The following is a 24,209-nucleotide window of genomic DNA, read 5'->3' as shown; positions in this document are numbered from 1 at the left end:
ACCAGTCACAGCAGGGAGAACCCTCATGATCGGATTCACCTTCGGCTTCAGCAGCATCCTGCTTGTCCTCGTCATCTTCCTGATCGCTTCGTCGGTGCGCATCTTCCGCGAATACGAACGCGGCGTGGTCTTCATGCTGGGGCGTTTCTGGAAGGTCAAGGGGCCCGGCCTTGTGCTGATCATCCCGATCGTGCAGCAGGTCGTGCGGATGGATCTGCGTACTGTCGTCTTCGACGTGCCGCCGCAGGATGTGATCACGCGCGACAACGTGTCGGTGAAGGTGAACGCCGTAATCTATTTTCGCGTCGTCGATCCGGAACGCGCGGTGATTCAGGTCGCGCGCTATTTCGAGGCCACCAGCCAGCTGTCGCAGACCACACTGCGGGCGGTGCTCGGCAAGCACGAACTCGACGACCTGCTCGCCGAACGCGAGCGACTCAACGCGGACATCCAGAAAGTGCTCGATTCGCAAACCGACGCGTGGGGCATCAAGGTATCGACGGTCGAGATCAAGCATGTCGACATCAATGAAACGATGATCCGGGCGATTGCGCGGCAGGCGGAAGCCGAGCGCGAACGGCGCGCGAAGGTGATTCACGCGGAAGGCGAACTGCAGGCATCGGCACACCTGCTTCAGGCCGCGCAGATGCTCGCCCAGCAACCGCAGGCCATGCAGTTGCGCTATCTGCAGACGCTCACCAGCATCGCGGCCGACAAGAATTCGACAATCGTTTTCCCGCTGCCGATCGACGTGCTCAACGCCGTGCTCGACCGGATCGGGAAGCCGTCGAACGCGTGAGGTCCTGTCTGTCCTCCTGCCGGACGGTGACGGCAGACGACTGCGATGAGCCGGCTCGACTGTATCTGGCGGCGCAACGCAGAATTGTTACTTTTGACCTTACTTATTGCCTGATCGAGACCTAGAATGTAGGGGTTACCACCGATAGATTTTCCCCTGCCACCATGAATCCAATTTCACGCCTCGCTGCGGGCGCGCTGCTCGGTGCGCTGCTTGCACCGTCAGTCTTTGCCCAGCCAACACAGTCCTACGACCCTTCTGCGCCGAAAACACGCGCCGAAGTCCGCGCCGATCTCGCCGCGTGGCGTGCGGCAGGCTACGATCCGGACGACTGGATCAACTATCCGTGCAACGCGCAACGTGCAGGCCGTATCGTTGCTGCGCAGCGGGCGCAGTCGATGGGTGTCGGCGCAGGTTCGGGCACGACCCAGTAATCGTTCGATTTCACAGTGTTGGTTTCGCCGCATGGTGCGGAACGGGCAATCTTGTGCGCCTCGATCAGCATGAAGCCGACGCCCCCAGGTTTTACTCGCCGCTGCATACGATCGAGCCGCGCCAAACCCATGCGTCATGCGCGCTGTTCTCGTCGCAGCACGCGTGAGCACTGCGCCTTCTGCCGGGCCGCGCTATCCACCGGCGGGTTATCATCCCGCCCCTTCGACACCTGAAGCCGACACGATGCAAATCTGGATAGACGCGGACGCCTGTCCCGTCGTGATCAAGGACATGCTGTTTCGCGCCGCACGTCGGGTCGGTGTGACGCTCACGCTGGTGGCGAACCAGTTCCTGCGGGTGCCACCGTCGCCGTTGATCCGTGCAATCCAGGTGCCGGCCGGCTTCGACGCCGCCGACGACCTGATCGCCGAACGCGTCGCGGCGGGCGACCTCGTGATTACCGCCGATATCCCGCTGGCCGCCGCCGTGCTCGCGAAAAACGCCCACGCGCTTGATCCGCGCGGCAACTGGTACTCCGGCGACACCATCGAAGAGCGCCTGCGCATGCGCTCGATGCTCGACCAGTTGCGCAGCAGCGGCGTCGATACCGGCGGCCCGCCGGCTTTCAGCGCACGCGACAGCCGGACCTTTGCCGCCGAACTCGACCGCTGGCTGGCCCGCCACGTCAAACGCCCCGCTGCGCCGCAGGACAACGCGCCTGCGGTCCCCGACCCGCACGACGGCTGATGCACGTCAACCGCGTGTTGCAGCGGCTACACGCGGCGCACGCCGATGCGGCACCTGACGGACATTCGTGTTTACAATCCGCCCGTAGCCTTGCGGCAAGGGCCGACTGCATTGCGCCGGCCCCGTTCCGGCCGACCCTCACAAGAAGACAACTCAGCAATAACGAGAGGCGCGACTCATGGACTCCATCAAACGCTACTTCGGCTTCGACGAAGCGGGCACCAATCTGCGTACGGAGGTGCTCGCCGGCGTGACGACCTTTCTCACGATGGCCTACATCATCTTCGTGAATCCAGCGATTCTCGGCGATGCGGGGATGCCGAAAGATGCCGTATTCGTCGCGACCTGCCTCGTCGCCGCGCTCGGCACGCTGATCATGGGGCTGTACGCAAACTACCCGATCGCCTGCGCGCCAGGCATGGGCCTCAACGCCTATTTCGCGTACACGGTCGTCAAGGGGATGGGATTCACGTGGCAGGCGGCGCTCGGCGCGGTCTTCATTTCGGGCTGCCTGTTCATGATCGTCACGCTGTTTCGCGTACGCGAAGTGATCGTCAACGGCATCCCGCATTCGATCCGCATCGCGATCACAGGGGGCATCGGGCTCTTCCTCGCGATCATTTCGCTCAAGGCTGCCGGCATCGTGGTCGGCAATCCGGCGACACTCGTCACTCTCGGCAATCTGCACGACCCGCACGCGATCCTCGCGATCGTCGGCTTCTTCACCATCGTCACGCTCGATTTTCTGCGCGTGCGCGGCGCGATCCTGATCGGTATCGTCGCCGTGACGATCCTGAGCTTCTTTTTTGGCGGCAACCAGTTCAACGGCGTGGTGTCGGCGCCGCCGTCGATCGCGCCCGCGCTGTTTCAACTCGATATCCGCGCTGCGCTGTCGACCGGCGTGCTCAACGTCGTGCTCGTGTTCTTCCTCGTCGAACTGTTCGATGCGACCGGCACGCTGATGGGCGTCGCCAATCGCGCCGGACTGCTGGTCGAGGGCAAGATGCATCGTCTGAACAGGGCGCTGCTCGCGGATAGCACCGCGATTCTGGCGGGCTCGATGCTGGGAACATCGTCGACGACGGCCTATATCGAAAGCGCATCGGGCGTGCAGGCTGGCGGTCGTACAGGCGTGACGGCGATCACCGTCGCCGTGCTGTTTCTGGCATCGCTGTTCTTCGCGCCGCTCGCCGGCGTCGTGCCGGGCTACGCGACGGCGCCGGCGCTGCTTTACGTGTCGTGCCTGATGCTGCGCGAGATGGCGGATCTGCCGTGGGACGACGCCACCGAGGTCGTGCCGGCCGCGCTCACCGCGCTTTTGATGCCGTTCACGTATTCCATCGCGAACGGTGTGGCGTTCGGGTTCATTTCATACGCCGGGCTCAAGCTGCTGACCGGGCACGCGCGAAAGGTGAAGCTGGTCGTCTGGATCATCGCCGCCGTGTTCCTGTTCCGCTACTTTTATCTCGGCGCCGAGTAAGCCTTGCCTTGTGCGGGTAACGCCAGGCAACCCCTCGTCCCGTGGTTCCGGCAGTTGGCTGCGGCAGGCGTTTTCCGACGGCACGACGCCTGCAAAGACGCAGCCGTCCAGAGGGAGAATCGCGGGTGCGCGTTTCGCGCGGAGGTCTACGCGCCGCCGGTTGCACGCGGCGGCGGTCTCATGATGCCCGGCTCGAGTCAGTTACGCCAGTTCGCCTCGTAGAAGCGGACATAGCCGCTGCGCAGCACCAGACACTGCGCGCGCGTTTCCGACAGCAACCGGCGCGTCGCGGCTTCGATTCGTTCGCGATGCGTATCGAAAGCCCCGATCATATCTTCCTGACGTGGCGACGCCGCGCCAAAATGGTCTTCGAGTGCTTCCGCGGTGATCATGCATTCCACCCTTTCACCATCGACCATCGCCGGGAACGCCAGGGTCAGTTCTCGCCCTGAATACTCAGGGGTTTCGTTCAGGAAAATGATCTGCATGGGAATCGCCTTCAGGGTGATGAACAGTCCAGAGGGTCGCGCAGGCCTGCTTTTAACGCCTCCTTGATTCTTTGCATGCGCGGGCGGCAGCCGCACGATCCGCAACAATCCGCGCTCGACGGCTGATTTCATCACTTTAGACGACTTCCGGCAGGCCGCAAGTTTTCCCTTCGAAGTACACCCTCGTGGTGCACAACGAAACGGAAATCCTGTGCGCCAGTGCATCAGTCCCGCTGCCGGCGAACGGCGCGGCTAGGCGCTCTTCTTGTGCAACGGGTTGAGCATCACGACCATTGCGGCAATACCGAGGCCGATCGCCACGACGCCCGACCACATCACCTGGTCCTCGTCGTATAACAAGCCGTGGATCGACACCGCTATGCCGCCCAGCGCGACAAACGTCGCGATGGCGGCCAGTATTATCCTTGGTTCAAGTCGCACCATGACGTTCTCCCGAACGGGCGCTGATCGAGGCTGGCACCGCCTGCATGGGCCGCGGCGCGAGCGCGTCCCTGCCATGTTCCTCTTTTTGACTGTCTAATCCTCTTTAATCATTGCACCTGCGGGCCGGAATGCAAGTGAGATTGGAGCGCCGCGCATCGTGCTGTTCGCGGCGGCGGCACATCTTGTATGATGGGCAATCACCGTGCGTTTCTGTTGCAGTGCGCAACAAGAGCCATGGATGCCGGGCGAGGCACCGCACCTCGCCTGCGTATGGAAACAAACCGGAGACATGCAGTGACCCATCGTTCCGCCACGCCCCCCGTGGCGGGCCGGCCCGACGTGATTGCGCAGGCTCATGCGCGCTCGCTCCGGGTTGGCCTGCGCGAATCTGAGACGCCCGATTTCCATCCGTTGCGCCGCCCGGTGCTGCGCGAGCTCGTCGAGCGCAATCACTCGCTGTACACGCATGCGCTGCCGGTCATGGAGACGCTGCACGCGCAGATCGTCGATACGCAAAGCATGGTGCTGCTCACCGACAACCACGGCGTGATCCTGCACAGCCTCGGCGACAGCGATTTCGTCGAAAAGGCGAATCGCGTCGCGCTGTGCCCCGGCGTGTCGTGGGCGGAAGCGGATCGCGGCACGAACGCGATCGGGACGGCACTCGTCGACGGGCAACCGACCATCGTGCATGCCGACGAGCATTTTCTGCACGCGAATCACATCCTCACCTGCTCGTGCGCCCCCATCGTCGATCCGTTCGGCCGCACGATCGGCGCGCTCGACGTAAGCGGCGACACGCGCGGCTTTCACAAGCACACGCTGGCGCTGGTGCGGATGTCCGCGCAGATGATCGAAAACCATCTGTTCGCCAACCAGTTCGCGGACTTGATCCGCATCCACTTTCACGCACGCACCGAATTCATCGGCACGCTGTTCGAAGGGCTCGCCGCGTTCGCGCCGGACGGCGCGTTTCTGTCCGCAAACCGCAGTGCGCTGTTCCAGTTCGGGCAGCCGCTTGCGACCCTCCAGCGGCAGACGTTCCCCGAGCTTTTCGGCATGCCGATCGCCGCGCTGTTGCAGCACACGGCCCGCAAGCCCGGCGAATGCGTCACCCTGACCCTCCCGAGCGGCGTGCGCGTCATCGCCCGCAGCGACTATGCGGCGGCCGTCCGGCAGGTGTTCAGCCCGGCCTCGGCCGACGCTGAAGGCGAGATCGGCCTGCGGCCGGCGAGAGCGCGTGGTACGCAGCAGCCCGCAGCCAGCGTTACGTTCGAGACGCTCGATACCGGCGATGTGCAGATGGCCGCAGTGCTCCGGCGGGTCGAAAGGGTGCGCGGCCGCGACATTCCCATTCTGGTGCTCGGCCGCACGGGTACCGGCAAGGAGTGGCTCGCGCGCGCGATCCATCGCGATTCACCGCGCCGCGATGCGCCGTTCGTCGCGGTGAACTGTGCATCGCTGCCGGATACGCTGATCGAAGCCGAACTGTTCGGCTACGAAGACGGTGCATTCACGGGGGCGAAAAAGCGCGGCAGCGTCGGCAAAATCGTCCAGGCCGACGGCGGCACCCTGTTTCTCGATGAAATCGGCGACATGCCGCTCGCGCAGCAGGTGCGCCTGATGCGCGTGCTGCAGGAACGCACCGTGGTGCCGCTCGGCGGCACGCGCGCGATTCCCGTCGATCTGCGCGTCGTCTGCGCGACCCACCGCAACCTGCGATCGATGATCCAGGCGGGTACGTTCAGGGAAGACCTGTACTACCGGATCAACGGGCTGGTCGTGACGTTGCCCGCGCTCGTCGAGCGGTCGGATCTGTGCGTACTGGTCAAGCGGATTCTCGAATTGCAGCGCGACAGCGACGCCGTGCCGTTGCGCGTCTCCGCTGCAGTCCTCGGACGCTTTACCCGTTGCCGCTGGCCGGGGAATCTGCGGCAACTCGCCAACGTGCTGCGCACGGCGGGCATCATGGCCGAAGGCGAAGACGAGATCGGCGTCGAGCATCTGCCGGAGGATTTCCTGCAGGATTGCGACGCTGCGCCTTGTGACGATCCGGTTTGGGCTGACGCTGCGCAACCCGGCAACGCACCTGCCGCACCGTCCCGCATGCAGGACGTGCAGACGACGTTAATCGAACAGACGCTGACGCGTCACGGCGGCAACGTCTCCGCGACCGCGCGCGAACTGGGGCTGGCGCGCAATACCATCTACCGCTATCTGCGCCAGCGCCCTTCACATTGACGCACGTGGCGCGCTGCGGTTGGGCCCGGTATGCTACGTGTGCTGCTCGCGAAGCCGCGACTGAAAGCGTCCACGCGCCTCACCACGTACTGCCGGAAAGATGTCCGAAAACTCCTCTCCCGTCCCTGCCTGCCGGGTTTTTGCCGTCCGCGTCGAACCGTCGGGACGCACATTCGAAGCGCCCGAGTCGCTCACCATTCTGGAAGCCGCCAGCTTTGACGGTTTGCGTTTGCCGAGGTCGTGCCGCAATGGCACGTGCCGGACCTGCATGTGCCATATGAACGCAGGCCGCGTGCGGTATACGATCGAATGGCCGGGTCTGAGCAAGGAGGAGAAGGTTGAGGGCTTTATCCTGCCCTGCGTCGCGATCGCTGAGTCGGATCTCGTCATCGAGGTGCCGCACGCGACGGAAATCTGAGCGGCGCCGGCACCGTTGAATCAGCGCCGTGGCCCCAGCGCGCGCTCGATCTTGCGGTCGGTGTTGTACTGGCTGAGCGCATAGACGGACCAGATCGCAGCCGGAATCCAGCCGACGATCGTCAGTTGCAGGATCAGGCAGATGATCCCAGCGAGCGGACGCCCAATCGTGAAAAACTGAAACCACGGCACGATGAGGGCAAGCAATAGACGCATTCCTGTTTCTCCTTCGATACGGCGCGCCAGGACGCCGGGCGCGTGGGATCAATCGATCGGTTTGAAGCGCGGCACCATCGTGCCGTCGCGCTCGACCAGTTCGAAGAACACCGAAGCTGGACGTGTCCAGATCGTACCATTGGCCGCTCGGTAGACGATCATGGTGACCGTCGGGTCCGATTCGAGCGTCGCCTCGCAGACCAGTTCGTAAATGCCGCCCTTGTAGTGCTGAAAGCGCACAGGTTTTCCCTCTTCGATTGAACCGGTTAGCGGAAGAATTCCAGGAGAGTGTGGCGGCTGCGCCGCTTCAGTTCCCACTTTCCTTCATCTGCTTCAAATGCTTGTATACCGTCGCGCGGCCCATACCGAGCACTGCCGCGACGTAATTCGCCGAGCTCTTGCCGCGGAATGCGCCTTCGGCATACAACGCCTCCACCAGTTCACGACGATGATCGCGGGTCAGCGAATTGAGGCCGATCTGCCGCTCGCGCAGCCAGGCATGCAGAAACGTGTTGATGCGGTCCTGCCAGTCGTCGCGGAACAGTTCGTCCGGCTGCGCGACGACGCCCGCACCCTTGATGAAGAGATCGAGCGTCGAGCGCACGTCCTCGAACACCGCGATATTGAAGTTGATGCACATCATGCCGGCCGGTTCGCCGCTGTCGTCGAACAGCACGTTGCTCACGCAGCGCATGCGCCGGCCATCCCAGTTCAGCTTCTCGTACGGGCCGATCACGCGCTCGCGCGCGGCGTGATCGATTTCCTCCAGCGCCGAGTCGTCGCCGACTTCGCGCTTCGACAGATTGTTCGCCAGATACAGCACGGTTTGGTCATGCAGATCGTGAATCACGACCTCGGCGTACGGAAAAAAGAGTGTCGCGATACCGTCCGCGATCGGCGCATAGCGGTTCAGCAGCAGATCCTTGACGGGGGAAGTCTTTTTCTTGCGCATGGTTATCGCAACCTTCTTTGAGTGCTGTGGGCGGGTTCGGCGCGCACCAGGCCAATCAAACGGCGTTCACAGGCGCGCTGGAATCCTGGACATCCCCGTCATTTCTGTCAAGCGCGCTCGCCCTGGGTCAGATGCCGCAGCAACTCGTAAGCAATCGCGACGTCCTCCAGCCCGAGCCCGATCGAGCGGAAAAATGCATGCTTGCGGTACGACGGTTTTTCACACGTGCCGCACACCAGTTCCGGCAGATCGCCCACGACGCTCGCAGCCGTCCACCCGTGCCGTTCGGCGGCAAGCTTCATCTCGCCGGCGCTGCCAGGCGTCGTGCGGCGGTAGTCGCAATAGACGTCCATGTCCGGCAGCCAGGCCGGCGGAATTTCATGCGCGTTCGCGACGTTCGTGCTGATCGACGTGATCAGCGCCGGCTTCGTCAACATGCCATCGGACAGCACCGGCGTACCCGAGGACGTACACAGCATCACCACGTCGGCATCGCCAACGCATGCCTCGATGCTCTCGCTGATGGTCGCGCGCGACTCGATTGCTGCAATTGCCGCGCGTTTCGCCGCATCGTGAGGCAAATCCGGCGAAAACACGCTGATCGATTCCCACGCACGCAGCCGCGCGACGTGCCGCAGATGGGCCTGCCCCACCGCGCCGGCCCCGACGATCGCCAGTCGCCGCGCGTCGGCACGCGCGAGATGATCGACGGCAAGCGCAGTGGCGCCCGCGGTGCGCTCGGTCGTGAGCAGCCCCGCGTCGCACCAGATCAGCGGCTGCCCGGTTTCCATCGACATCAGCGCTGTCCACGCAGTCACGATCGGGCGCCCGCCGGTGACGATGTACGGCGACAGCTTGGCGCCGAACACCTTCGCCTCGGCGATCGCGCCGAGATAAGTGATGAAGTCGCCGGCATCGGCGGGAAACAGCGTCAGCGTCTGCGGCGGCTGCACCGCGCTGCCGCTCCCCAGTTCGCGAAACATCTGCGTCAGCGCGCGACGCACATCCAGCGCGGGCAACGCGCCCTGCACAGCGTGTTCATTGACGATCAACGGAACGGTTTTTTCGTTGCTGCTCATGGCGGGCTTCTCCAGATCGATACCGCTTGCGGAATATTGGTGAGTGGACGTGATAGAGACTTTAAGTCTATTCTAGACTTTTAACAACACCTATCAGGCGCATCCCCTATAGTCCACAATAGACTTTTCGTCTATATTTGATCCACGCGATGAAGCCGCCTCCCGCCACAGACGCCCAGCTACGGCCGATTTCGCCTTTCCCAACCCATGCCAGGAACCGTCATGAACCTGAAGCCTTCCCTTTGCATCGCCCTCGCGTTCGCAAGCATCGCCGGCGTCGCCCACGCCGAATCCAACGGCACGCTGCGTTTCGGCGTTGAAGCCGCCTATCCCCCGTTCGAGAGCAAGAGCCCGTCGGGTCAACTGCAAGGCTTCGACATCGATGTCGGCAATGCCGTCTGCAAGAAGTTGAATGTGAAGTGCGTGTGGGTCGAAAACGCGTTCGACGGCCTGATCCCGGCGTTGCAGGCACGCAAGTTCGACGTGATCAATTCAGCGATGAACATCACCGACAAGCGCAAGCAGAGCATCGATTTCACGCCAGCGGTCTATGTCGTGCCGATCGTGATGGTGGCAAAGCGCGATTCGAAACTGCTGCCGGACGTGAAGAGCCTGCAGGGCAAGCGTGTGGGTGTGCTGCAAGGGTCGTCGCAGGAAGATTTTCTGAAGGCGCATTGGGCGAATGCGGGTGTTTCGGTGGTCTCGTATCAGGATCAGGACCAGGTTTATTCCGACCTCATCGCCGGCCGCCTCGACGCCGCGGTGCAGGAAGCGCAGACGGTGCAGGACGGCTTCCTCGGCAAGCCCGAAGCGCGTGACTACGCGATCCTCGGCGAGCCGCTGCACGATCCGGCGACGCTCGGCGAAGGCACCGGTCTCGGTCTGCGCAAGGGCGACCAGGCGTTGAAGACGAAGGTCGTCGCCGCGCTCGACTCGCTGAAGAAGGACGGCACGCTGAGCTCGCTGTCGCAGAAGTATTTCAAGCGCGACATCATTGCGAAGTAGCCCGACCCTGATTTAGAGTCGACAGCTTCGAGGCACGTGCATGCGCCTCGAAGCCTCATTTTTTCTGGCGGCGCACCTGAGTCGCCCGACGGCTGAAACGGACAAGCGAGTCTATGGATTTCGACGTGATCGTACTGGGGGCCGGCATCGTCGGCGTATCGTCGGCGCTGCATCTGCAAGACCGCGGGCGGCGCGTCGCGCTCGTCGACCGGCGCGGCCCCGGGGAGGAAACCAGTTTCGGCAATGCCGGGTTGATCGAGCGCTCGTCGATCGTGCCGTATGGCTTTCCGCGCCGTCTCGGTACGCTGCTGCGCTATGCGCGCAACCAGTCGACCGATCTCTACTGGGACTATAAGGCCATCCCGTCATATGCATCGTGGCTCGCCCGTTTCTGGTGGCATTCGTCGCCGCAAAGGCTCGCCGCCGCCGCACGGGACATGCTGCCGCTGATCCGGCAAAGCGTAACTGAACACGACGCGCTGATCGCGCGCGCCGGCCTCGGCGCTCTCGTCCACGATGGCGGCTGGATCGAGGCGTTCCGTACCCAGACCGAATTCGACACCGAAGCCGCCGCCGCTGAAGTCTCCGCGCGCGAGAACGGCCTGCGGATGACGCCCCTCGATAGCACGACGCTGCGTGTCCGCGAACCTGGCATCGCCGAAAGCTTTTGCGGCGCGCTGCATTGGCAGGACCCGAAGAGCGTCGCGACCCCGGGTGAACTGACGAAGGGTTACGCGCGCCTCTTCGAGGCGGGCGGCGGCACGCTGTTCACCGGCGATGCGACTACCGTGCGCGCTGAAGGCGACGCCTGGACCGTGCAGACCACGGCAGGCCGGATCAGCGCGAAGGAAGTTGTCGTCGCGCTCGGGCCGTGGTCGGACACGGTCTTCGCGCCCCTTGGCTACCGCATCCCGCTGCGGGCGAAACGTGGCTATCACATGCATTACCAGCCCGAGCGCCAGATTCTGTCGGTACCGGTCGTCGATACCGAGAAGGGATATGTGATCGCGCCGATGCAGGGGCGTCTACGGCTCACTACGGGCGTCGAAATCGCGAAGCGCGGCGCGCCGCCGACGGGCATCCAGCTCGAACGGGCGGAACGTTTCGCAAAGCCGGTCTTCGGCCTGGGGGCGCGCATCGACCCGGCGCCATGGCTCGGCATGCGGCCGTGTACGCCGGACATGCGGCCTGTGATCGGCCGCGCGACGCGGCATCGCGGGCTGTGGTTCGCCTTCGGCCACAATCATCACGGCCTCACGCTTGGCCCCGTCACGGGACGCCTGCTGGCAGAAATGATGACGGGCGCCACGCCCTTCACCGATGTGCGGCCGTACCGTCCAGAACGGTTCGAGTAACGTCGCTGTCATCGGGATCCCTGGGCTAAAAGCAACCGCGCGCTGACGTGCTTGCCGGCGTGTGGGGAATTTTGTCCGGTTGGCGCGTCACTATTGGCGTGCGATAAGACGCCAATCCAATTCCCGGAGCGACACGATGGCCACGCTAGAAGCGTTTCGTGCGGTGCTCGACGACGAAGGCACGCCCGAAATCATCCGCAACCACATCATCGATTCGCTGCAGTACGCGCTGCGCAATCACGGACAGGTTTTCACCGCGAAGGAAGTCGAATGGCTCGCGGCTTGGGACGATGCCCGGATCCCGCTTGCCGCGTCGCACGAACTGAAAAAAAGGGCGCCCGCCAGAGCCAGCTGAACCTCGATTAGCGACGCAGCCGCCCTGGCCGGGCAGCGGGACGGCCCCTCTCCGGCCGCGCCGTCCTGGGGCGCCCAGTAGAACGCGTTCGTCGCCAATTGGCGGCGCAGGAAACTTTTTGCTATCCAATCGGGCCTATTTAGTGCATCATATTGGTATAGCTGTATTCCGGATTTGCAGTACCGGAGCTTTCAATCGGCATTTCCGCAGTACCCCCGACAGTTCGACCGTCGCCCGTCGGCGGTCCCGTCAATCCGGCAATGCGCATCGCGCATTCGCTGTCGCGAGTTGTGCAGCTTTTCATGCGCCCAGTGCCCACGCGGCATCGGCGTGTTTCTTCTCCATCGAATCCGCGAATCGCCGCGGCCAAGCGCAAGCAAGTGCAACTGGGCGCAAGCTTCGTTGAATCGGGCTGGCGCCATTCTTTTTCCGTGGCAGCGCGCCGTTGTCTGGCTGCGCCGCCGGGTCGGCCGTTCCGGCGCGTCCATGCGCAGGGAGCGGCGGCCAGTATTACAGGACAGGTGTTTTATGACTCAAGCTGTCAGAACCTATAAGGGCTTTGAAATTCATCCGCTCGTCTATCCGCGCCGTCCCGCAGACGGCCAGACGAGTCGCAACCCCGACGCCGGCTATGAAGCGTCGGTGCGTATCTGCCGCGTCGGCGCGAATCCGTCGTCCGACGGCCGCGTTTTCCGACTGCCGCATCTGTGGCCGTTCGAAGGCACGGGCAAGGCGCGTATTGCGTGTATGGCGCACGCCGAACAGCTGATCGACGGCCGTGTGGACGGCCAGTCGGTGGCCGACCTTTAAGCGGCATCGTTTCGATCCGCACGACGGGCGCACGGCACATCGACGCGCCGCCCGCCAACGTATTACCGGCATTACACGCTTCGTCGGCATTCGAGCGAAGCGACCCCCTCTCATTGACCAGGAGCTATGCATGGCAAAAGAAGAACTGCTTGAACTGGACGGTATCGTCGACGAAGTACTTCCGGATAGCCGTTACCGCGTGACGCTCGACAATGGCGTCGTGGTAGGCGCATACGCGTCCGGCCGCATGCGCAAGAATCACATCCGTATCCTCGCGGGCGACCGCGTGACGCTCGAACTGTCGGTCTATGACCTGACGAAGGGCCGTATCAATTTCCGCCACAAGGACGAGCGCAGTGGTGGTGGCGGCGGCGCAGCCCGCAGCTCGCAATTCCGTCGGCGCTGAAGCCGGCTGGCGGCGGTTTGTTCCGGCGCATGCCGGCGCTTTAATGCTGGTTTCAATCCAGTTGCCGCCGCAACCCCTGGTACTTGCAACACCATTGTCCAGCCCGTTTGACGCGCTTTGGCGAATCCGCTCAACCGCGGTTCAGCGCGTCTTCGCGGGTTTGAGGAGCTCGAGTTCCGCATGCGGCAGTGCCGCGTCGCCGCCCAGCATCCCGCTCGCTTCGATCGCGGTCTGGGACATCATGCGGTGAAAGGGCTGGAACTGGAGCGCATCTCGCACTGAGCACACAACGCTCTAAACGACACGCGGCATGGATTCCATGCCGCGTTTTTCATTGGCTGAAGACGGCGCTGAGATCGTCGCCGGAATGCAGACGGACCTGCTGCACGACACGTTCCTCCAGTTCGTCAAGGTGCGCACGCATGACGCCAAGCGCCGCTTCGAGGTTGCCGCCATCGAGCGCTTCGATGATCTGCGCGTGTTCATCCCCGGCACAGGTCGAACCCTTCGACGGGTCGTAGAGCGCCTTGTACAGTTCAGTCTTCGCGACGAGCTGCGACACGAGACCTAGCAGCTCCGTGCCGCCCGCGAGTTCTGTGAGCAGTACGTGAAACTGTCCCGCAAGACGCACCGCATCATCGACACGTCCATCGCGCTGCGCTTTTTCTTCACAGCGCACATGCGCGTTGAGACGGCGTTTCTGCTGCGCCGACAGCTCGCCGCATAGCGATGCGACGATCCCCGCCTCAACGATCTGTCGTGCGCGATACACCTGCCGGATGTCCTCTTCGGAAGGCGACGGTACAAATGCGCCGCGATTCGCTTCCAGCACCAGCTTGCCTTCGAACCCCAGCCGGGCGAGCACCTTGCGCAACGCCCCGCGCGTGCAACCGAACGCGGCCGCCAGATCGCGCTCCACGAGCTGCGCTCCGGGCCGCAATCTGCCCTGCAACAACGCCGAAGTGATCGACGCGTAAATGCGCGCTTCGACAGAAGTGGACACGTCGGCGGCATCGCCTGATGGCGACGCAGCGGTGGTTGAAGTCGAGCGGGTGCGTGAGGCCATGGATGCGAATCGGGGAAGCCGGCGTGGCGATATCAGCCCGCTGATGACGACGATCCGCGCCTCGACCGGTCTCAGCTTCTACGGCGCCTCGCTGTTGACCAGCCTGCCTGTGGTAGCGATGGGTCTCGGCGCGTTCGGCGCGAACGCCCTTGCCCGATCGGTCGGGGAGGCGCGCGGTGTGGCGCTTGGTCTGATCGCGATTGCGCTGGCATGTGGCGCACGTTGGTCCACGAGCAGCGGCGCGGCATTGCTTCTGACGGCCGCGCTTGCCGGTATCGGTGTCGCATCGATTCAGGCTCTGCTGCCGGGCGTCATCAAACAGCGGTTCCGCATGCGCATGCCGCTCGCGATGGGTATGTTTTCCGCGTCGATCATGGGCGGTGGCGGACTCGGCGCGAGCGTGAGTCCGTGGATCGCAGACGTGTTGGAGTCATGGCACGCAGCCCTTGCGGTGTGGGCGATACCGGCGCTGATCGCCCTTATCTACTGGTTCCGCCTGAACCGGCGAACATCGGACGCGGTCTCTCACAACGATGAAATCGCCAGACAGCCTGTATCCACCGTCAATCTCTGGCGCAAGCGGCGCGCGTGGGCGCTCGGTTTGCACTTCGGGCTGGTGAATGGCGGCTATACGAGTCTGGTCGCATGGCTGCCCGCTTACTACCAGCAGCATGGCGCCAACGTCGCGAGCAGCGGCTCGCTGCTCGGTGCAATGGCGGTATTTCAGGCTGCATCCGCCCTGCTGCTGCCGCTCGCCGCCGCGTCGTTTCGCGATCGACGGCCATGGCTGGTCGCAGGCCTGTCGGCGCAACTGGCGGGCGTCGTCGGCCTCGTCGTCTGGCCTGAGGCCATGCCGTTGCTCTGGGTCGCCCTGGCGGGCGCGGGGCTGGGCGGCACGTTTTCGGTGACGCTCGTCACCACCCTCGATCACTCCGACGACCATCACGTCGCCGCCCGACTGATCGCGTTCGTTCAGGGCGTCGGCTTCGTCGTGGCCGCCGCGGCGCCGATGATCGCAGGGTTCGTGCGCGATCTCACGGGCACCTTCACGGCAGCGTGGATCATGCTCGCATGCAGCATCTCGGCGATGATCCTGCTCACTTTTGCGTTTTCGCCGCGCAGCTATGCAGGCGCATTGAGCACGCGTGCGGCGCGCGATTGAAAATGCATTTCGCCCTTCTTCACTTGCCCCGCCATTGATCCAGTGGCGCTAAACCAGTGCAGCCCTGCTTGCCCGCGCACTGCTGCGGTGCAATATCCCACCTCGGCCATTTCGACCGAACCCAATCGCATCAGGCCTCAGCGCCGATGACGCAGCATGGCATATCTGTTGCTACACAGGTTTCGCTCCCTGCAATGATGCAGGGGCGCAAGGCTCGGGCACCTGACGGAACATCAGACCCGGGCCAGGCAGCGAAACGGCAACCTGCCGTTCATCAGGTCGGGCAATGACGTTCGACGTTTGTCGCAACCGGTACGATCCGGGCGCGATCCAACGACGGAACCATCATGGACCGCAGCTTCTGGCGCCACGCCCATCTCCGCACGCTGTTTGCCGCACTCCCGCATTTCGATCTGAGCCGCATGGTCTGGCATCTGTGCGGCATGCAGCAAATCCAGATCGTCCCCACCTTCCCGCTGACCACATCGCACTGTCCGTCGACGGCCGTCACGTCCACCCGCGCCGCGCTCTGCCTGCCCGTCATGAACGACGCGATGCGTCGGGCGCTCCGCGCCCGGCCGGTAGTAACCGTGTGCGCCTGCGCGTGAAACAGGAGACCTTCGTCATGAACAAACCTCGTCTGGTCGTCATTGGCAACGGCATGGCCGGTATCCGCACGATCGAAGAACTGCTGGCGATCGCGCCCGGCCACTATGACATCACCGTGTTCGGTGCCGAGCCTCATCCGAATTACAACCGCATCCTGCTGTCACCGGTACTCGCCGGCGAGCAGGCGTTCGGCGACATCATCCTCAATACCGTCGAGTGGTATCAGCAAAACGACATCACGTTGCATCTGGGCAAGACGATCGACCGGATCGATCGCGTGCGGCGCGTGGTCGTGGCCGACGACGGCAGCGAAGCGCCGTATGACCGTCTGCTGATCGCAACGGGATCAACGCCCTTCATCCTGCCAGTGCCCGGCCGAGATCTGAACGGCGTGATCACGTATCGCGACATCCGCGACACGCAGGCGATGATCGATACCGCCGCGCTCAAGCGTCACGCCGTCGTGATCGGCGGCGGGCTGCTGGGCCTCGAAGCGGCCAACGGCCTGAAACTGCGCGGCATGGACGTCACCGTCGTTCATCTCGCCGATACGCTGCTCGAACGTCAGCTCGACTCGACTGCCGGCAAACTATTGCAACGCTCGCTCGAAGAACGCGGCCTGAACTTCCTGCTCAACAAGGCGACCTCGGAGATCATCGGCAACGACGCGGGCGAAGTCAGCGCGGTCCGCTTCAAGGACGGCGACAGCATTCGCGCCGATCTCGTCGTGATGGCCGCCGGCATCCGCCCGAATACCGCGCTCGCCGAAGCAGCGGGCCTGTACTGCAATCGGGGCATCGTCGTCAGCGACTCGCTGCAGACCTATGACCCGCGCGTCTATGCGGTGGGCGAATGCGTGAGCCATCGCGGCATCGCGTACGGCCTCGTCGCGCCGCTCTTCGAGCAGGCCAAGGTTTGCGCAAACCATCTGGCGCTGCTGGGCATCGGCAGCTACAAGGGCTCGGTGCTGTCGACCAAGCTGAAGGTGACGGGCATCGACCTCTTCTCCGCCGGCGACTTCATGGGCAGCGACGGCACCGAGGAAATCGTGCTGTCCGATCCGTCCGGCGGCGTCTACAAGAAGCTCGTGATCAAGGACGATCAGCTCGTCGGCGCATGCCTTTACGGCGACACCGCCGATGGTGCGTGGTACTTCAAGTTGCTGCGCGAAGGCCGCAAGCTCGGCGAACTGCGCGACCACATCATGTTCGGCGAATCGCATGTGGGCGATTCCGGCGTGCAGGGCCAAAGCCGCGCCGCGGCGATGGCCGATAGCGACGAAGTGTGCGGCTGCAACGGTGTATGCAAGGGCACCATCGTCAAGGCGATCACCGAAAAAGGACTCTTCACGCTCGACGAAGTCCGCAAACACACCAAGGCGTCAAGCTCATGCGGCTCGTGCACGGGCCTCGTCGAACAGATCCTGATGAGCACCGTCGGCTCCGACTTCCAGGAAACGCCGAAGACGAAAGCAATCTGCCCCTGCACCGAACACAGCCACGGCGATATCCGCAGGGTGATTCGCGAGCAGCATCTGCTGTCGCATCGCGAGGTGTACGACTTCTTCGAATGGCGCACGCCGAACGGTTGCGCGACCTGCCGCCCGGCGCTCAACTACTACCTGCTGTCGACGTGGCCGCGTGAAGCCGTCGACGATCCGCAAAGCCGCTTCGTCAACGAGCGTGTGCATGCAAACATCCAGAAAGACAACACGTTCTCGGTGATTCCCCAGATGAAGGGAGGCGTGACCACGGCCGCCGAACTGCGCCGCATCGCCGACGTCGCGGACAAATACAACGTGCCGATGGTCAAGGTGACGGGTGGTCAACGCATCGACCTGCTTGGTGTGAAGAAGGAAGACCTGCCCAATGTGTGGAAAGACCTCGGCATGAAGTCGGGCCACGCGTACGGCAAGTCGATCCGCACCGTCAAGACCTGCGTGGGCAGCGAGTTCTGCCGCTTCGGCACGCAGAACAGCACGCAGATGGGCATCGATCTCGAAACGATGCTGGCGAACATGTGGTCGCCGCACAAGGTGAAGCTCGCCGTCTCCGGTTGCCCGCGCAACTGCGCGGAAGCAGGCATCAAGGACGTTGGCGTGATCGCGGTCGATAGCGGCTGGGAACTCTATGTCGGCGGCAACGGCGGCATCAAGACCGAAGTCGCGCAGTTCCTCGTCAAGGTCAAGACCGCGGATGAGGTCAAGGAATACACCGGCGCCTTCCTGCAACTCTATCGCGAGGAAGCGTGGTACCTCGACCGCACGGTGCACTACATCGAGCGTGTCGGTCTCGACTACATCAGGAAGAAGGTCGTCGACGACGACGCGAATCGCCGCGCCCTGTTCGAGCGCCTGCTGTATTCGCTCGACGGCTTGCCGGACCCATGGGAAGCACGCATCGCCGGCAGGCAGAAGCACGAATACATTCCGCTCAAGGTCGTGGCCTGAGGACGACATCATGGACATGAAAGTGACTCAACAATGGACCCGTATCTGCGAAATCGCGGATATCCCTCAACTGGGCAGCCGCGTGCTGCAACGCGCGGAAGGCAACGTGGCGATTTTCCGCACCGCGCAGGACAAGGTGTTCGCGTTGCTCGACCACTGCCCGCACAAGGGCGGCGCGCTGTCGCAGGGCATCGTGCACGGCGAGAGCGTCACGTGCCCCCTGCATGCATGGAACATCGATCTCGCAAGCGGTGAAGCCCGCGCACCCGATGAGGGTTGCGCGCGCCACTTTCCGGTGCGGGTCGACGATGACGGCTCGATTTTCCTGAGCCTCGCCTGAACACACGCACGGAGACACGATGAAGACCGTCACCCGTTCCACCTGCTGCTATTGCGGCGTCGGCTGCGGCGTGCTCATCGAGGCGCAGAACGGCCGCATCACCGGTGTGCAGGGCGACCCGGACCATCCGGCGAACTTCGGCAAGCTCTGCACGAAAGGGTTGTCGCTCGCGCTGACGGCGCACAGCGACACCGGTCGCGCGCTGGCTCCGGAAATGCGTCTGCGTCGTGACGAGCCGCGCGAACAGGTGTCATGGCCGGCGGCGCTCGATACGGTCGCTGCGCGTTTTGCGGAAGTCGTCGAACAGCACGGCCCGGATGCGGTGGCGTTTTACGTATCGGGCCAGTTGCTCACCGAAGACTATTACGTCTTCAACAAGCTCGCGAAAGGCCTGATCGGCACCAACAACATCGATACGAACTCGCGGCTGTGCATGTCGAGTGCGGTCACCGCGTACAAGATGGCGCTCGGCGCGGACGGACCGCCCACCTGCTACGAGGATCTCGAACAGGCGAAAACCGTGCTGTTCGCCGGCAGCAACATGGCATGGGCACATCCCGTGCTGTTTCGCCGGCTCGAGGAAGCGAAGGCGGCGGATCCGTCGATCCGCTGGATCGTCGTCGACCCGCGCCGCACCGATACCGCGGCGATGGCGGACCTGCATCTGCCGATCCAGCCCGGCACCGATGTCGCGCTCTTCAACGGGATGCTGCATCACCTGATCTGGGAAGGCCTCGTCGATCGCGATTTCATCGGTCGCCATACCGCTGGTTTCGACGAGCTCAAGGCGCTCGTGCGCGACTTCACGCCGCCCATGGTCGCAGGCCTGTGCGGCATCACCGAGCGCGAAGTCATGCAGGCAGCCGAATGGTTCGGCGCGAGCGATGCCGCGCTGTCGCTGTACTGCATGGGTCTCAACCAGTCGAGCCATGGCACCGACAAGAACCTCGCGCTGATCAACCTGCATCTTGCGACCGCACAGATCGGCCGCCCCGGCGCCGGGCCGTTCTCGCTGACCGGGCAACCGAACGCGATGGGTGGCCGCGAAGTAGGCGGCATGGCAACCATGCTTGCGGCGCACCGCGACATCGGCAATCCCGCCCACCGCGAAGAAGTTGCGCGCCTGTGGGGCGTGTCGCAACTTTCCGACCGGCCGGGCCTGCCCGCTGTCGACATGTTCGAAGCGGTCCATAGCGGCAAGATCAAGGCAATCTGGATCGCCTGCACGAACCCGATTCACTCGATGCCCGATATCGCACGCGTGCGTGAAGCGCTCGAGAACGCCGAATTCGTCGTCGTGCAGGACGCCTTCATGCAGACGGATACGGTGCCGTTCGCCGACGTGGTGCTCCCCGCCACAACGTGGGGCGAGAAATCCGGCACGGTCACCAACTCCGAACGCCGTATTTCCCGCGTGCGCGCGGCTGTCGCAGCGCCTGGCGAAGCGAAGCCCGACTGGTGGATCGTCAACGAAGTCGCCCGGCGCATCGAACAGCGCAATCAGGCTGCTTCGACACTCTTCGCGTTCGACAAACCGGAAGACGTCTTCAACGAACATCGCAAGCTCACCGAGGGCCGCGACCTGGATATCGGCGGCCTCAGCTACGACACGCTCGAAGCAGCCGGTCCGCAACAATGGCCGTTTCCCGCGCAAGGGGCACAAGGCCAGGCACGTCGCTATACGGACGGCGTGTTCGCAACCGCCGACGGCCGCGCGCGCTTTCATGCGACCCGCTATCTGCCGGTCGCCGAGGCCACGAATCCGCGCTATCCCTTCCGTCTTTTGACGGGCCGCCTGCGCGATCAATGGCACGGCATGAGCCGCACAGGCCGCGTCGGCAAACTGTTCTCTCACGCCCCCGAACCGGCGCTCAGCATGCAGCGCGGCGACGCCGCGCGACGCGGCTTCAGCGAAGGCGATCTGGTACGGATAGCGAGCCGCCGCGGCGAACTCGTGCTGCCGTTGCAATTGTCCGACGATGTCCAGTCGGGGACCGTTTTTGCGCCGATGCACTGGAACGCCCAGTTTCTCGCCAGCGGCGGCATCAATGAAACCACCGTCGCCGCAGTCGATCCGCTGTCGTCGCAACCCGAACTGAAGCACGCCGCCGTGCGCATCGAACCGGCGGAACTGCCCTGGCGGCTCGTCGCCGCCCGCCGCGGCGACGTGCTCGCCCTCCATGCAGCCGTCCAGCCGCTGCTGAGAGACTGCGGCTACGCCTCGCTCAGCATCGAAGACGACGACCTGCTCGTGCTGCGCGCCGCACACACGGCGGCGCCGGAACACTGGCTCGCCCGTCTTTACGAAGCGATGGCACTGCGCACCGGCGAAGACACGCTCGAATACCGTGACGCGCGGCGCGGTCTTGACAAGCGGGTCGTCTGGCGCGACAACGTCATTGATGGCTTCGTATTTGCAGGCGACGCGGCGAACGCCGACGCGCTGCTGGCAAAATTGCGCGAGGCCGCGCCGTGGCAAGGTCCGCGCTTCGCGGTGTTCTCGACCCGGCAGCAGGCCGGCGCGGTGCGCGACCGCGTGGTGTGCAACTGCACGCAGATCACGGAGTCGCGCATTCAGGAGGCGATTACCCATGGCGCCACGGTGCCCGAACTGAAAGCGCAGCTGGGTTGCGGCACCGTCTGCGGCTCATGCGTGCCCGAACTCAAACGAATGTGCGCCGCGCCAGCGCTTGCAATCTGAACCGAAGCCGCCGATGACAACAGACAGAAGATGCTGCGCGTACTACTCGTAACCGACACCGACAAGCCGATCGGCGATCTGCGCGATGCGCTCGCGCGGCTCGGCTACGATATGCTGGCCGACACGGCGACGCCGGATGCGCTGCATCGCGTGGTCGCAAGCGAACGGCCGGACGTCATCATCATCGATACGGAATCGCCGTCGCGCGACACGCTCGAACAGCTTGCCGTGATGAATGCAACCGCGCCGCGCCCGGTGCTGATGTTCAGTCCCGATGCGAGCCACCAGCTGATCCGCGACGCGGTGAGCGCGGGTGTCACGGCGTATCTCGTCGAAGGCCTCGCGACGGAGCGCCTCGCGCCGATTCTCGAAGTCGCGCTGGCCCGCTTCGCCCAGGAATCGCAGTTGCGCGAACGTCTCGCGCAGGCCGAGAACGAACTGGCCGAACGAAAACTGATCGACCGCGCCAAACGCCTGCTGATGGACCGGCAGAAAATGACCGAGAATGCCGCGTATGCGACGCTGCGCAAACGCGCGATGAACCAGGGGGTGAAGCTGGCCGAAATCGCGCGCCAGATCGTCGCTTCCGCGGACGCGCCCAAATGAAGCCCTGCTCATGAACGAACCCGCCAATCACGCCCGACCGGAATCCGCGGAACGGCTCGAGAAAACGCATCTGCGGCTCGGCTTTGTCGCGCTCTCCGACGCCGCCCCGCTGGTGGCCGCCAAGCTGTTCGAATTCGGTCACGCGCACGGACTGACGCTGGAGTTGTGCCGCCAGCCATCGTGGGCTGCCGTGCGCGACAAGCTGCTGTCCGGCGACCTCGACGCGGCTCACGCGCTGTACGGTCTGGTCTACGGCGTGCAGCTGGGACTGGGCGGTCCGCAAACGGATATGGCCGCGCTGATGGTGCTCAATCGCAACGGCCAGGCGATCACCGTATCGAATCGCCTCGCTGACGCGCTGGCCGAACACCAGAGCCTGCGCGCGGCGCTCGCGACCCTTGGGCGCAAACCGGTGTTCGCGCAGACCTTCCCGACCGGCACGCACGCGATGTGGCTGTATTACTGGCTGGCGGCGCAAGGCGTTCATCCATTGCGCGATATCGAGAGCGTGGTCATTCCGCCGCCACAGATGGTCGATGCGCTCGCGTCGGAACGGCTCGACGGGCTGTGCGTGGGCGAACCGTGGAATGCTGTTGCAGAAGCGCACGGCGTGGGCAAGACCGTGGCCTATACCAGCGAAGTCTGGCCGGATCATCCCGAGAAAATACTCGCCTGCCGGCGCGACTTTGTCAGCCATCATCCGAACACGGCGCGCGCCCTCGTGCAGACGATGCTCGAAGCGTGCCGCTGGCTGGACGACGGCGAACATCGCATCGAAATCGCGCGCCGGCTCGCGCAACCGGAATTCCTCGGCGTGCCGGAGGAACTGATCGCGGCGCGGCTCTCCAGCGAGGGGGGCAACGCCGTGCGGCTGCCGGTGCGGTTTTTCGAAGGCGGCGCGGTCAACTATCCGCGGCCATCGGAAGGCGCCTGGTTCCTGACGCAATATCAGCGATGGGGCATGATCGACAGTGGCCGCAGCGAAGATTACGCGGCAATCGCCGCTGCGATCAACCAGAGCTCGCTGTATCGCGAGGCCGCGCTGAAAATGGGGATTCCGGTGCCGACCAGCGAAGCATCGCCGGTGCTGATCGATGGTCGTGCATGGGACGGTCGCGATCCCGATGCGTATGTGAAGGGGTTCGCGATACGCCATTGACCGGACGGCGGTTCGCTACCGGAAGCGCCCGCCGCCCCTGCCTACCGCAACGCAACGCCTACAAAAGCGACTCGATCGGCAGAATCGACAGCATCCGGTCAACCGGATAGGCCGAGGCGCTCGCCCAGTAGCGGTCGAAGTCCCGTGCGACATCGGCTGCCGGCGGCCCCACGGCGAGCACGTCGAGGTCGGCGAACACAACGCCGTCGGTTGCATCGAAGTACTCGTCGCCGATGTTGCGGCCGCCCACGATGGTCGCCGTGCTGTCCGCGGTCGGCGACTTGTTGTGCATGCGCCGGTTGGCGCGCGGGAAGTCCGTCAGAAAGCCCACGAATTTGGGCTTGCGGATCACGAACGGATTGAACAGCCGAACCTCGACGTTCGGATGCGCCTCCAGAGCCGCCAGCGTCTCGTCGAGCGACGACCCGATGCCGTGTTCGTCCAGCAGCAGGCGCACGTGCACGCCGCGGTCGGCGGCCTCGTGAAACTCTTCCAGCAGCAGCGTGCCGGTCAGGTCATTGCGCCAGATGTAGTACTGGACGCGCGCGTCAACCCGTCTGGAATCGAGCAACCTGAACACCGCCCGACTGCCAGCGTGTCAGCTGGGTACAGATGCTGATCATGGTCGTGGCATCGACGGGAACGGTCGGATACTGGCTGGTAACGGGCAGCCTCCGGCCCTATGCGATCGTGCAGTTTGGTCGGCGCAACCATCGCCCGCAAGGTCGACGCACCGCTGGGTTGGGCGACGGTGATTGTCTTCTATGCGATTGCCAAAGTCTTCGAAAGCCTCGACTGGCAGATATGGACGCTAACGGGCCACCTGGTCGCCGGACACGCACTGAAACACACCGCACGGTGACAATGCAGCGCCAGTCCGCCTCTGCA

At 64.0% G+C, this 24,209-nt stretch carries 26 protein-coding genes and 1 pseudogene; 19 read left to right on the top strand and 8 right to left on the bottom strand.

The window, feature by feature from the left end:
• Positions 1–25: 25 nt before the first annotated feature.
• The 4 genes from B0G77_RS36940 (at position 26) to B0G77_RS36925 (ending at position 3,461) form a co-directional block, all read left to right on the top strand.
• Entirely contained in the window at positions 26–799 is a 774-nt protein-coding gene (locus tag B0G77_RS36940) for a slipin family protein (RefSeq protein ID WP_133666683.1), read from the top strand.
• 164 nt (positions 800–963) lie between these two features.
• Positions 964–1,233, top strand: coding sequence for a DUF4148 domain-containing protein (locus tag B0G77_RS36935; protein WP_133666682.1), 270 nt, complete (start codon positions 964–966; stop codon positions 1,231–1,233).
• 244 nt (positions 1,234–1,477) lie between these two features.
• The gene (locus B0G77_RS36930) at positions 1,478–1,981 is read left to right on the top strand and encodes a YaiI/YqxD family protein (protein ID WP_133666681.1); all 504 of its coding nucleotides are present in this window, start codon (positions 1,478–1,480) and stop codon (positions 1,979–1,981) included.
• A 178-nt stretch (positions 1,982–2,159) separates the two neighbouring features.
• Entirely contained in the window at positions 2,160–3,461 is a 1,302-nt protein-coding gene (locus B0G77_RS36925; protein ID WP_133666680.1) for an NCS2 family permease, read from the top strand.
• 197 nt (positions 3,462–3,658) lie between these two features.
• Here B0G77_RS36925 and B0G77_RS36920 read toward each other — a convergent pair whose 3' ends face one another.
• Both B0G77_RS36920 and B0G77_RS36915 read right to left on the bottom strand, forming a co-directional pair.
• Positions 3,659–3,949 carry a DUF1488 domain-containing protein gene (locus B0G77_RS36920; RefSeq protein WP_133666679.1) on the bottom strand — a complete coding sequence of 97 codons (291 nt, stop codon included), beginning with the start codon at positions 3,947–3,949 and terminating at the stop codon, positions 3,659–3,661.
• 252 nt (positions 3,950–4,201) lie between these two features.
• Positions 4,202–4,393 (bottom strand): DUF2964 family protein, encoded by a 192-nt coding sequence (locus tag B0G77_RS36915; RefSeq protein ID WP_133666678.1) that lies wholly within the window; start codon positions 4,391–4,393, stop codon positions 4,202–4,204.
• A 294-nt stretch (positions 4,394–4,687) separates the two neighbouring features.
• Between B0G77_RS36915 and B0G77_RS36910 the strand changes: the two genes are divergently transcribed.
• Together B0G77_RS36910 and B0G77_RS36905 are read left to right on the top strand one after the other, a co-directional pair.
• A complete protein-coding gene (locus B0G77_RS36910) occupies positions 4,688–6,634 on the top strand; it encodes a sigma-54-dependent Fis family transcriptional regulator (protein ID WP_133666677.1) in 1,947 nt (648 codons plus the stop codon).
• Between the two features lie 100 nt (positions 6,635–6,734).
• A complete protein-coding gene (locus B0G77_RS36905; RefSeq protein WP_133666676.1) occupies positions 6,735–7,052 on the top strand; it encodes a 2Fe-2S iron-sulfur cluster-binding protein in 318 nt (105 codons plus the stop codon).
• A 20-nt stretch (positions 7,053–7,072) separates the two neighbouring features.
• Here the strand turns inward: B0G77_RS36905 and B0G77_RS36900 are convergent, their stop codons facing one another.
• From B0G77_RS36900 to B0G77_RS36885, 4 genes are all read right to left on the bottom strand, one after another.
• A complete protein-coding gene (locus B0G77_RS36900) occupies positions 7,073–7,267 on the bottom strand; it encodes a YqaE/Pmp3 family membrane protein (RefSeq protein WP_133666675.1) in 195 nt (64 codons plus the stop codon).
• 48 nt (positions 7,268–7,315) lie between these two features.
• Positions 7,316–7,507: a DUF1653 domain-containing protein gene (locus B0G77_RS36895; protein WP_133666674.1), complete on the bottom strand. Its 192-nt coding sequence runs from the start codon at positions 7,505–7,507 to the stop codon at positions 7,316–7,318.
• Between the two features lie 67 nt (positions 7,508–7,574).
• On the bottom strand, positions 7,575–8,219 hold the full coding sequence (locus B0G77_RS36890) for a PAS domain-containing protein (protein WP_133666673.1): 645 nt from the start codon (positions 8,217–8,219) through the stop codon (positions 7,575–7,577).
• 107 nt (positions 8,220–8,326) lie between these two features.
• Complete coding sequence (locus tag B0G77_RS36885; protein WP_133666672.1) at positions 8,327–9,298, bottom strand: ornithine cyclodeaminase family protein; 972 nt, start codon at positions 9,296–9,298, stop codon at positions 8,327–8,329.
• 222 nt (positions 9,299–9,520) lie between these two features.
• Here B0G77_RS36885 and B0G77_RS36880 point away from each other — a divergent pair, with 222 nt between their 5' ends.
• The 5 genes from B0G77_RS36880 (at position 9,521) to infA (ending at position 13,229) form a co-directional block, all read left to right on the top strand.
• Entirely contained in the window at positions 9,521–10,303 is a 783-nt protein-coding gene (locus B0G77_RS36880) for an ABC transporter substrate-binding protein (protein WP_133666671.1), read from the top strand.
• A 113-nt stretch (positions 10,304–10,416) separates the two neighbouring features.
• A complete protein-coding gene (locus B0G77_RS36875) occupies positions 10,417–11,658 on the top strand; it encodes an FAD-binding oxidoreductase (protein WP_133666670.1) in 1,242 nt (413 codons plus the stop codon).
• Positions 11,659–11,794: 136 nt separating this feature from the next.
• Entirely contained in the window at positions 11,795–12,013 is a 219-nt protein-coding gene (locus B0G77_RS36870; protein ID WP_133666669.1) for a hypothetical protein, read from the top strand.
• Positions 12,014–12,541: 528 nt separating this feature from the next.
• A complete protein-coding gene (locus B0G77_RS36865) occupies positions 12,542–12,823 on the top strand; it encodes a hypothetical protein (RefSeq protein WP_133666668.1) in 282 nt (93 codons plus the stop codon).
• A 130-nt stretch (positions 12,824–12,953) separates the two neighbouring features.
• Positions 12,954–13,229, top strand: a complete 276-nt coding sequence (infA, locus tag B0G77_RS36860; protein WP_133666667.1) for a translation initiation factor IF-1 — start codon at positions 12,954–12,956, stop codon at positions 13,227–13,229.
• A gap of 331 nt (positions 13,230–13,560) precedes the next feature.
• Here the strand turns inward: infA and B0G77_RS36855 are convergent, their stop codons facing one another.
• Positions 13,561–14,295, bottom strand: coding sequence for a GntR family transcriptional regulator (locus tag B0G77_RS36855; RefSeq protein ID WP_133666666.1), 735 nt, complete (start codon positions 14,293–14,295; stop codon positions 13,561–13,563).
• Here B0G77_RS36855 and B0G77_RS36850 point away from each other — a divergent pair.
• The 7 genes from B0G77_RS36850 to B0G77_RS36820 all read left to right on the top strand — a co-directional run bounded on the left by B0G77_RS36850 (position 14,294) and on the right by B0G77_RS36820 (position 23,321).
• Positions 14,294–15,457, top strand: coding sequence for a cyanate transporter (locus B0G77_RS36850; protein ID WP_243751433.1), 1,164 nt, complete (start codon positions 14,294–14,296; stop codon positions 15,455–15,457). The two genes, B0G77_RS36855 and B0G77_RS36850, sit on opposite strands and share 2 nt — an antisense overlap.
• 347 nt (positions 15,458–15,804) lie before the next feature.
• Positions 15,805–16,065 carry a hypothetical protein gene (locus B0G77_RS36845; protein ID WP_133666664.1) on the top strand — a complete coding sequence of 87 codons (261 nt, stop codon included), beginning with the start codon at positions 15,805–15,807 and terminating at the stop codon, positions 16,063–16,065.
• 17 nt (positions 16,066–16,082) lie between these two features.
• Complete coding sequence (gene nirB, locus B0G77_RS36840) at positions 16,083–18,515, top strand: nitrite reductase large subunit NirB (protein WP_133666663.1); 2,433 nt, start codon at positions 16,083–16,085, stop codon at positions 18,513–18,515.
• Positions 18,516–18,531: 16 nt separating this feature from the next.
• Entirely contained in the window at positions 18,532–18,855 is a 324-nt protein-coding gene (gene nirD, locus B0G77_RS36835; RefSeq protein ID WP_208116545.1) for a nitrite reductase small subunit NirD, read from the top strand.
• 19 nt (positions 18,856–18,874) lie between these two features.
• Positions 18,875–21,556, top strand: a complete 2,682-nt coding sequence (locus B0G77_RS36830; protein ID WP_133666661.1) for a nitrate reductase — start codon at positions 18,875–18,877, stop codon at positions 21,554–21,556.
• 30 nt (positions 21,557–21,586) lie between these two features.
• On the top strand, positions 21,587–22,162 hold the full coding sequence (locus B0G77_RS36825; RefSeq protein ID WP_133666660.1) for an ANTAR domain-containing protein: 576 nt from the start codon (positions 21,587–21,589) through the stop codon (positions 22,160–22,162).
• 10 nt (positions 22,163–22,172) lie between these two features.
• Positions 22,173–23,321 carry a CmpA/NrtA family ABC transporter substrate-binding protein gene (locus B0G77_RS36820; protein ID WP_133666659.1) on the top strand — a complete coding sequence of 383 codons (1,149 nt, stop codon included), beginning with the start codon at positions 22,173–22,175 and terminating at the stop codon, positions 23,319–23,321.
• Positions 23,322–23,409: 88 nt separating this feature from the next.
• Here B0G77_RS36820 and B0G77_RS36815 read toward each other — a convergent pair.
• A pseudogene (locus B0G77_RS36815) lies at positions 23,410–23,862 on the bottom strand (phospholipase D-like domain-containing protein); the annotation flags it as partial.
• Positions 23,863–24,018: 156 nt separating this feature from the next.
• Here B0G77_RS36815 and B0G77_RS43630 point away from each other — a divergent pair.
• Positions 24,019–24,183, top strand: a complete 165-nt coding sequence (locus B0G77_RS43630; protein ID WP_166656334.1) for a hypothetical protein — start codon at positions 24,019–24,021, stop codon at positions 24,181–24,183.
• Positions 24,184–24,209: the final 26 nt, after the last annotated feature.

The sequence above is a fragment of the Paraburkholderia sp. BL10I2N1 genome, assembly GCF_004361815.1.
Taxonomy (GTDB): Bacteria; Pseudomonadota; Gammaproteobacteria; order Burkholderiales; family Burkholderiaceae; genus Paraburkholderia.
Note: the sequence above shows the minus strand (reverse complement) of the source record. Positions and strands in the feature narration are given on the sequence as shown.